Here is a 7734-nt window from a genome sequence, read left to right as displayed (position 1 = left end):
CGGCGAGGTGCGCACGCTGGCCCAGCGCAGCGCCCAGGCGGCGCGCGAGATCAAGGCCCTGATCGGCGACAGCGTGGACAAGGTCGAGGCCGGCAGCCAGTTGGCCGCCGAGGCCGGCGGGACGATGACCGACATCGTGAGCCAGATCCGCCGCGTGGCCGACCTGATCGCCGAGATCAGCGCCGCCAGCGGCGAGCAGAGCCAGGGCATCGCCCAGGTCGGCGACGCGATCCACCAGCTGGACCAGGTGACGCAGCAGAATGCGGCACTGGTCGAGCAGAGCGCCGCCGCGGCCGAGAGCCTGAAGCACCAGGCGAAGACGATGATCGACGTGGTCTCCGTCTTCCGCCTCTAAAGCCCCGCTTCAGCGGCGGAAGGGAGCCGCTGACTACACTGGCCGGATGAAGTTTCCCGAATCCGTCTGGGTGAACCGTTATGCCGGCCTTGGCCGCGAGTTCTTCACCGAACTGCCCGCCACCGGCATGCCCGACCCGCACTGGGTGGCGCAGAGCCCCGATTGCGCCGCCCTGCTCGGCTGGCCGGCCGACTGGACCGGGCAGAACCCCGAGGCGCTGGCCGTCTTCAGCGGCAATGCCGCGCTGCCCGGCATGCGGCCGCTGGCCACCGTCTACAGCGGCCACCAGTTCGGCGTCTGGGCAGGCCAGTTGGGCGACGGCCGGGCGCTGATGCTGGGCGAGGTGCAAACGCCGAACGGCCCGATGGAGCTGCAGCTCAAGGGCGCGGGCCTGACGCCCTACTCCCGCATGGGCGATGGCCGCGCGGTGCTGCGCTCCTCGATCCGCGAGTTCCTGTGCTCGGAGGCGATGGACGCGCTGGGCATCCCGACCACGCGCGCGCTGTGCATCACCGGCTCGGCCCTGCCGGTGCGGCGCGAGACGGTGGAGAGCGCCGCCGTCGTCACCCGCGTCGCGCCCAGCTTCCTGCGCTTCGGCCACTTCGAGCACTTCGCCCATAGCGGCCAGGGCGCCGCGCTGCGCCGCCTGGCCGACTTCTTCATCGAGCACCACGCCCCCGAATGCCGCGAGGCGGACGACCCTTATGTCGCCCTGCTCGACAAGGTCACCCGCCAGACCGCCCGGCTGATGGCCGACTGGCAGGCCGTGGGCTTCATGCACGGCGTGATGAACACCGACAACATGTCGCTGCTGGGCCTGACGATCGACTACGGCCCCTTCGGCTTCATGGACGCCTTCGACCCCGGCCACGTCTGCAACCACTCCGATGAACGCGGGCGTTATGCCTACATGCGCCAGCCCAACGTCGCCTTCTGGAACCTGCATGCGCTGGCCCAGGCGATGCTGCCGCTGTTCGAGGGCCTGATGCCTCATGAAGAGGCCGGCGAGCGGCTGCTGGCGACGCTGGAGGTGTACAAGACCGAGTTCCCCGCCGCCATGCTGGAGCGCCTGCGCGCCAAGCTGGGCCTGGCGGTGGCGATGGACGGCGACCAGGCCCTGGCCGACGACTGGCTCAAGCTGATGGCGGCGGCCCGCGCCGACTTCACGATCGCCTTCCGCCTGCTGGCCGATTTCGACACGAACCGCGAGGCACTGCGCGATCACTTCCTGGACCGAGAGGCTTTCGACTCCTGGGCCGATCGCTATGCGGCACGGCTGGCCGCCGAAGGCAGCGAGGGCGCCGGGCGGGCCTTGAGAATGAAGCGCACGAACCCAGCTGTGGTCCTGCGCAACCATCTGGCCGAAGGCGCGATCCGGGCCGCGCAGGGCGGCGATTTCAGCGAGACCGCGCGGCTGCTGAAAGTTCTGCGCTCGCCGTACGACGAACCCCTGCAGCGCTCCGACGCCGCGCTGCCGCCCGAGTGGGCGCAACACCTGGAGGTTTCCTGTTCATCATGAGCAACGAATACGAAGTCAAGAAGACCGACGCCGAGTGGCGCGAGCAGCTCGACGACATGCAATACCACGTCGCCCGCCAGCACGGCACCGAACGCGCCTTCACCGGCAAGTACTGGGACCACTGGGAAGGCGGCAAGTACAACTGCATCGGCTGCGGCACGCCGCTGTTCGAGGCCGACACCAAGTTCGACGCCGGCTGCGGCTGGCCCAGCTACTGGGCGCCGATCAACGCCGAGGTGGTCGAGCGCATCGTCGACCGCAGCCACGGCATGGTGCGGGTGGAGGTGCGCTGCAACAAGTGCGGCTCGCACCTGGGCCATGTGTTCCCGGACGGGCCGGAGCCCACCGGCGAGCGCTTCTGCATCAATTCGGCCGCGATAGACTTCGAGCCCAAACCCTGAACCTGCCTGCTTGATGAAGTTACTGCTCGATTTCCTGCCGCTGCTGCTGTTCTTCGGCTCGTTCAAGTATGCGGACCAGCACCAGGATTGGGCCGCCGCCTTCACCAGCGAGCACTTCGGCTTCATGGTGTCCGGCGGCAAGGTCGGCCCGGAAGAGGCGCCGATGCTGCTGGCCACGCTGGTGGTCATCGTCGCCACGCTGCTGCAGGTGCTGGTCCTCAAGGCCAGGCGCCAGAAGGTCGACCTGATGCTGTGGATCAGCCTGGTGCTGGTCGTCGTACTGGGCGGCGCCACGATCTGGTTCCACAACGAGAACTTCATCAAGTGGAAGCCCACCGGCCTGTACTGGGCGATGGCGCTGACCTTCTGGATCAGCAATGCCTTCATGGGCAAGAACCTGCTGAAGACGATGCTTGGCGCCGAGCTGGACCTGCCTGCCGGCGTCTGGCAGCGGCTCAACGTCGCATGGGTGCTGTTCTTCGGCGCTTTAGGCGTGGTCAACCTGTACGTGGCCTACAGCTTCAGCCGTTCGGCCTGGGTGGACTTCAAGGCCTGGGGCGTGACCGGGCTGATCATCCTGTTCACGCTGGGCCAGGGCCTGTACCTCAGCAAGTACCTCGCGCCCGCCGAGGGCAAGGACGAGGCCAAGCCATGAGCAGCACCATCGCATTGATCGAGGCGCAGTTGCGCGAGGCGCTGGCCCCCGAGAGCCTCGAGGTCATCGACGACAGCCACCTCCATGCCGGCCATGCGGGCGCCCGCGAAGGCGGCCACTACACCGTGAAAATCGTCAGTCCGCGCTTTACGGGCGTTCACAAGGTGGCGCGGCATCGCCTCGTTTATCATGCGCTCGCCGAGCTGATGAAGCGCGGCATCCACGCGCTGGCCATCGAGGCCCGCGCCCCGGGTGAACCCTGAAACAGCCCGCAGATCCTCACCGTTAGCATTCCGCTCCTGCGCCGGCCCGGCGCTGTTTTTTTATCCAAGCACCCCAATCCCATGAAGAAGTTTGTGCTCGCCGCCACCGTCGCGGCCCTGGCCACCCTGTCGGCCCACGCGCAGAACGTCGCCACCGTCAACGGCAAGCCGGTTCCCAAGTCGCGCGTCGACCTGCTCGTCAGCCAAGTGCTGAAGGGCGGCCAGCAGAAGGATTCGCCGGAGCTGCAGAGCCAGGTCCGTGACGAAGTCGTGCTGCGCGAGATCTTCATCCAGGAAGCCGAGAAGCGCGGCGTCCCGCAGACCGCCGACTACAAGGCGCAGATGGAACTGGCCCGCCAGTCCATCCTGATCCGCCAGCTGTTCGCCGACTACGCCGCCAAGAACCCGGTGACCGACGCCGACGCCAAGGCCGAGTACGAGAAGATCAAGGCGGCCAACGGCGGCACCGAGTACCGCGCCCGCCACATCCTGGTGGAGAAGGAAGAAGACGCCAAGGCGCTGATCGCCAAGATCAAGGCCGGCGGCAAGTTCGAAGACCTGGCCAAGGACAACTCCAAGGATCCGGGCTCGGCCGCCAACGGTGGCGACCTGGACTGGGCCAACGGCAAGAACTACGTGCCCGAGTTCACCAAGGCGCTGGAAAGCCTGAAGAAGGGCGAGATGACCCAGGAGCCGGTCAAGTCGCAGTTCGGCTACCACATCATCAAGCTGGAAGACACTCGCGAAGCCACCTTCCCGGCCTTCGACGACGTCAAGGCGCAGGTCAAGCAGCGCATGGAACAGCAGAAGGTCGCCGACTTCCAGGCCGCCCTGAAGAAGAGCGCCAAGACCGACTACAAGTTCGCGAACTGATGCCCCTCGCCCAGCCCCGCCGCGCTGAACGCGGGCGGGACTGGTCGGTCCCCCGAGGGGACGCCGATGCTCGCGGGGGATGCCCAGCTCGCACATCGGCTTGAGGCGCCCTTGGGGCGGCCCGGCAGGCGCCTCAAGGATCAATGCAAAAAGCCCCACGGCGCGCGAGCGCCGTGGGGCTTTGTCGTCAGGGGACTCGGGCCTTACTTCCTGCCACCACGTCCGAGGATGGCCCAGAGGATGATCGCGCCGAAGGTGGCGGTGCCGATGCCGCCCAGCGCCAGGCCGGCGAACTTCAGCGTGTAGTCACCGGTGCCCAGCACCAGCGTGATCGCCGCGACCATCAGGTTGCGGTTGTCGGAGAAGTCGACCTTGTTGTCCACCCAGATCTTGGCGCCGGCGATGGCGATCAGGCCGAAGACGACGATGGACACGCCGCCCATCACCGCCAGCGGGATGGCCTGGATCAGCGCGCCGAACTTGGGGCTGAAGCCGAGCAGCACGGCGATCAGCGCGGCGATGATGAAGGTGGCCGTCGAGTAGATCTTGGTGGCCGCCATCACGCCGATGTTCTCGGCATAGGTCGTCACGCCGGTGCCGCCGACGCTGCCGGCCACCACGGTGGCGATGCCGTCGCCGACGAAGGCGCGGCCGACCATGCCGTCCAGGTTGCGGCCGGTCATCGCGCCCACCGCCTTGATGTGCCCCAGGTTCTCGGCCATCAGGATGATCACCACCGGCACGATCAGCAGCATCGCATTCGCCTCGAAGACCGGCGTCACGAAGTGCGGGCTGCCGAACCAGGCCGCATTCGCAACGCCGGACAGGTCCAGCGGCTTGCCCAGCCCGAAGCCGTTGGCCAGCACCGCGTAGATCACCGCCGCCACCAGCAGGCCCACCAGGATCAGCAGGCGCTGCACCATGCCGCGGGTGAACACCGCCACCATCGCCACGCTGACGAAGGTCACCGCCTGCATCCAGGCGTCGAAGGGCGTGGGCGCCATGTTCTTGATCGGGATCGCGGCCAGGTTCAGGCCGATCACGGCCACCACCGCGCCGGTCACCACCGGCGGCATCAGCGCGTTGATCCAGCGGGTGCCGATGGCCATCACCAGCAGGCCCATCAGGATGTAGACCGCGCCGCAGGCGACGATGCCGCCGAGGGCGCCAGGGATGCCCGCCGCGCCGGCCTTGGCCGCGATCACCACGCCGATGAAGGCGAAGCTGGAGCCCAGGTAGCTGGGCACCTTGCCGCCGACCAGCAGGTAGAAGATCAGCGTGCCGATGCCGCTCATCAGCACCGCCACATTGGGGTCGAAACCCATCAGGATCGGCGCCAGCACGGTGGAGCCGAACATGGCGACGACGTGCTGCACGCCCATCGCCGCGGTCTGCGGCCAGGGCAGGCGCTCGTCCGGCGCCACGACGGCGCCGGGCGCCGGGCGCGTCTCGCGCCAGCTGAAGAGTGAACTCATGTTTTTCTGCTGTGAGTGGTGAGAAGGGAAGAAGGCGAAGCGCCAGGATTGTGCGCCGCCTTGCACCAGCTCAGGGCAGGGAAAACATGGCCTCGTCAGCTCTGCGCCAGCGCTCCCGCCTCGATACGCAGCTGCCGCTCGCAGCGGGCGGCGATGGCGTTGTCATGCGTCACCAGCACCAAGGTCGTGCCGGCCTCGCGGTTCAGCTCGAACATCAGCTCCATCACCTGGGCGCCGGTGGCGAAATCCAGGCTGCCGGTGGGCTCGTCGGCCAGCAGCAGGGCCGGCCGCAGCACGAAGGCGCGGGCCAGCGCCACGCGCTGCTGCTCGCCGCCGGACAGCACCCGCGGATAGTGGCCCAGCCGGCCCGCCAGGCCCACCCGACCCAGCATCGCCGTCGCCAGCGCCTTGGCCTCGCGCTCGCCGCGCAGTTCCAGCGGCAGCATCACGTTCTCCAGCGCGGTCAGGTTGGGCAGCAGCTGGAAGCTCTGGAACACGAAGCCCAGCTCGACGCCGCGCACGGCGGCCCGGGCGTCCTCGTCGAGCTGGAACAGGTCCTGCCCGCGCAGGCGGACGGCTCCGCTGCTGGGCACGTCCAGGCCCGCCAGGATGCCCAGCAGCGTGCTCTTGCCCGAGCCCGAGGCGCCGACGATGGCGACCGACTCCTGCGCGCGCAGCGTGAAGCTGATGTCATGCAGAATCGTCAGTTCGCCGGTGGCGTCCTGCACACGCTTGCTGACGTTGTCGACTTCGATCAGGTGTGGCGATGACATGGAAGGATGAGGAGTGGCGATGAATCGGCGGGAAGTGCTGCACTGTAGCTTGGCCCTTCTGCTCGCGCCGGCGGTGCCAGGTCTTGCCTCGGCGGCGGACGCGAAGGATGGCCGGACCGTGCTGGTTGTCGGCGACAGCCTCTCGGCCGAGTACGGCCTGCAGCGCGGCCAGGGCTGGGTGGCGCTGCTGGAGCAGCGCCTGGGCACGGGCAGGAAACCCTACCAGGTGCGCAATGCCAGCATCAGCGGCGACACCACCTCGGGCGGGCGCTCGCGGCTGCCGCCCCTGCTGGCGCAGGTGAAGCCGGCGGTGGTGGTGATCGAGCTGGGTGCCAACGACGCGCTGCGCGGCCTGCCGCTGGCGGCCTCGCGCGAGAACCTGCTGGCGATGGTGAAGGCCTCGCAGGCAGCGGGCGCCAAGGTGCTGGTGGTCGGCATGCAGATGCCGCCGAACTACGGGGCCGCCTACGAGCGCGACTTCGAGGCGATGTTCGTGCAGGTGGCCCGGGAGACCAAGGCCACGCTGCTGCCCTTCCTGCTCAAGGGCGTGGCCGACCGGCCCGATGCGCGCGAGGCCGGCTGGTTCCAGGCCGACGGCATCCACCCGGTGGCCAAGGCGCATCCGCTGATGCTGGACAACGTCTGGGCGGCGTTGAAGCCACTGCTCTAGGAGTCTGTCGGACTCCTAGTCCTCAGCGTTCCTGCTGCTGCGGCTGACGGTCGCGGCCGCCTCGGTTGTCGCGATCGCGGTCCCCGCGGTTGTTGTTGTTGTCGCGCTTGCCGTCGTCGCCACGCTGCGGCTGCTGCTGTTGCGGCTGGCGCTGCTGCTGCTGTTGTTGTTGCTGCTGGGCCTGCTGCTGCCGCGCCTGGTCCTGCTGCTGCTGGCGGTTGCGCTGCTGCATCTCGGCCTGGTCGCGGGCGCGCTGCTCCTGCAACTGCTGCTGGCGGGCCTGCTCCTGCTGGGCACGTTCCTGCTGGGCACGCTGCTGCTCCTGCTGCTCGCGGCGCTCACGCTCCTGCTCGCCGCGTTGCTGCTGTTCGCGCTGGGCCCGCTGCTGTTGCTCCTGCTGCTGGCGCCGCTGGTCCTGCTCAGCTCGCTGCTGCTGCTGCTGCTGCTGCTCCTGCTGAGCACGCTGCTGCTGGCGCTGCTGCTGCTCCTGTTGTGCGCGCTGCTGCTGTTGCTGCTGGTCGAACTGGGCGCGCTCGCGCTGCTCCATCTGGAAGCGTTGCTGCTGTTGCTCCTGCTGGCCACGTTGCTGTTGTTCCTGCTGCGCGCGCTGGTTCTGCTCGGCCTGCTGCTGGCGCCACATCTGCTGCTGGCGCTGCTGCTGCTGTTCCTGCTGGGCGCGCGGCGCGTCCTGAGGCGGGCGGCCCTCGCGATCCGGGCCGCGGCGGTCACGGTCGTTGCGCCAGCCCATGT

General features: G+C 68.4%; 10 protein-coding genes. 8 read left to right on the top strand and 2 right to left on the bottom strand.

Annotated elements, in window-relative coordinates:
- The 6 genes from B0W88_RS27740 to B0W88_RS27715 form a co-directional block, all read left to right on the top strand.
- On the top strand, window positions 1-355 hold a 355-nt coding region (locus tag B0W88_RS27740), incomplete at its 5' end, for a methyl-accepting chemotaxis protein (protein ID WP_233151869.1).
- A gap of 46 nt (window positions 356-401) precedes the next feature.
- Window positions 402-1874: a YdiU family protein gene (locus B0W88_RS27735; protein WP_077037798.1), complete on the top strand. Its 1473-nt coding sequence runs from the start codon at window positions 402-404 to the stop codon at window positions 1872-1874.
- Window positions 1871-2275: a peptide-methionine (R)-S-oxide reductase MsrB gene (gene msrB / locus B0W88_RS27730; protein ID WP_077037797.1), complete on the top strand. Its 405-nt coding sequence runs from the start codon at window positions 1871-1873 to the stop codon at window positions 2273-2275. Before B0W88_RS27735 ends, msrB begins: the two co-directional genes overlap by 4 nt.
- 13 nt (window positions 2276-2288) lie before the next feature.
- Window positions 2289-2930, top strand: a complete 642-nt coding sequence (locus B0W88_RS27725; RefSeq protein ID WP_077037796.1) for a septation protein A — start codon at window positions 2289-2291, stop codon at window positions 2928-2930.
- Complete coding sequence (locus B0W88_RS27720; protein WP_077037795.1) at window positions 2927-3193, top strand: BolA family transcriptional regulator; 267 nt, start codon at window positions 2927-2929, stop codon at window positions 3191-3193. The genes B0W88_RS27725 and B0W88_RS27720 overlap by 4 nt, the downstream gene beginning before the upstream one ends.
- 81 nt (window positions 3194-3274) lie before the next feature.
- Window positions 3275-4066, top strand: a complete 792-nt coding sequence (locus B0W88_RS27715) for a peptidylprolyl isomerase (protein ID WP_077037794.1) — start codon at window positions 3275-3277, stop codon at window positions 4064-4066.
- Between the two features lie 203 nt (window positions 4067-4269).
- Here the strand turns inward: B0W88_RS27715 and B0W88_RS27710 are convergent, their stop codons facing one another.
- The gene (locus tag B0W88_RS27710; RefSeq protein WP_077037793.1) at window positions 4270-5541 is read right to left on the bottom strand and encodes a solute carrier family 23 protein; all 1272 of its coding nucleotides are present in this window, start codon (window positions 5539-5541) and stop codon (window positions 4270-4272) included.
- 95 nt (window positions 5542-5636) lie between these two features.
- Window positions 5637-6314 (bottom strand): ABC transporter ATP-binding protein, encoded by a 678-nt coding sequence (locus B0W88_RS27705; RefSeq protein ID WP_077037792.1) that lies wholly within the window; start codon window positions 6312-6314, stop codon window positions 5637-5639.
- 19 nt (window positions 6315-6333) lie between these two features.
- Here B0W88_RS27705 and B0W88_RS27700 point away from each other — a divergent pair, with 19 nt between their 5' ends.
- Entirely contained in the window at window positions 6334-6984 is a 651-nt protein-coding gene (locus B0W88_RS27700; RefSeq protein WP_077037791.1) for an arylesterase, read from the top strand.
- A gap of 139 nt (window positions 6985-7123) precedes the next feature.
- The coding region (locus B0W88_RS34535; RefSeq protein ID WP_077037790.1) for a hypothetical protein at window positions 7124-7734 on the top strand (611 nt) is incomplete at its 3' end.

It is taken from the genome of Pelomonas sp. KK5 (genome assembly GCF_001984095.1).
GTDB lineage: Bacteria > Pseudomonadota > Gammaproteobacteria > Burkholderiales > Burkholderiaceae_C > KK5.
The sequence above is the reverse complement of the archived record's forward strand: the minus strand, read 5'-3'. Positions and strand labels throughout refer to the sequence as shown.

What these genes read in the sequence shown, in the direction of transcription:
- B0W88_RS27710 (WP_077037793.1), bottom strand. Translation starts at nt 5,541, where the DNA reads ATGAGTTCACTCTTCAGCTGGCGCGAGACGCGCCCGGCGCCCGGCGCC.
- msrB (WP_077037797.1), top strand. Translation starts at nt 1,871, where the DNA reads ATGAGCAACGAATACGAAGTCAAGAAGACCGACGCCGAGTGGCGCGAG.
- B0W88_RS27735 (WP_077037798.1), top strand. Translation starts at nt 402, where the DNA reads ATGAAGTTTCCCGAATCCGTCTGGGTGAACCGTTATGCCGGCCTTGGC.
- B0W88_RS27700 (WP_077037791.1), top strand. Translation starts at nt 6,334, where the DNA reads ATGAATCGGCGGGAAGTGCTGCACTGTAGCTTGGCCCTTCTGCTCGCG.
- B0W88_RS27705 (WP_077037792.1), bottom strand. Translation starts at nt 6,314, where the DNA reads ATGTCATCGCCACACCTGATCGAAGTCGACAACGTCAGCAAGCGTGTG.
- B0W88_RS27725 (WP_077037796.1), top strand. Translation starts at nt 2,289, where the DNA reads ATGAAGTTACTGCTCGATTTCCTGCCGCTGCTGCTGTTCTTCGGCTCG.
- B0W88_RS27720 (WP_077037795.1), top strand. Translation starts at nt 2,927, where the DNA reads ATGAGCAGCACCATCGCATTGATCGAGGCGCAGTTGCGCGAGGCGCTG.
- B0W88_RS27715 (WP_077037794.1), top strand. Translation starts at nt 3,275, where the DNA reads ATGAAGAAGTTTGTGCTCGCCGCCACCGTCGCGGCCCTGGCCACCCTG.